Raw genomic sequence first — 298 nt, forward strand, 5'->3', positions numbered from 1 at the left:
AGCGTTTACATTGTTCTTAATCGCTAGACCTGCACCTGTTACCGTTGCGCGAGTATCAGTATCAACACCAGTGTCACTTACACGGATCGCCTCAACGTCTGCATCTGATGAAGACTCAACCAAAATTTGAACATTGTTGAACACGTAGTCTGTACCTTCGCGCAAGCGAACTGCACGACCAACTGACTTCAAGATTGCGTTTTCAAGAGTAGGTTGCGCTTTAGGGTCACCATCAGTAGAGGTGCTGTGACTATCTGCTTCAATTACACGTGAACCAGTTTCGTCATCAACGATGTTC

At 46.0% G+C, this 298-nt stretch carries 1 protein-coding gene; it reads right to left on the minus strand.

The annotated features are described in order from the left end of the window. Nucleotides 1-298 (minus strand): hypothetical protein (locus A3735_RS30780; RefSeq protein ID WP_197485836.1); only part of this gene is annotated, 298 nt, incomplete at both ends.

This window comes from Oleiphilus sp. HI0061, assembly GCF_001635675.1.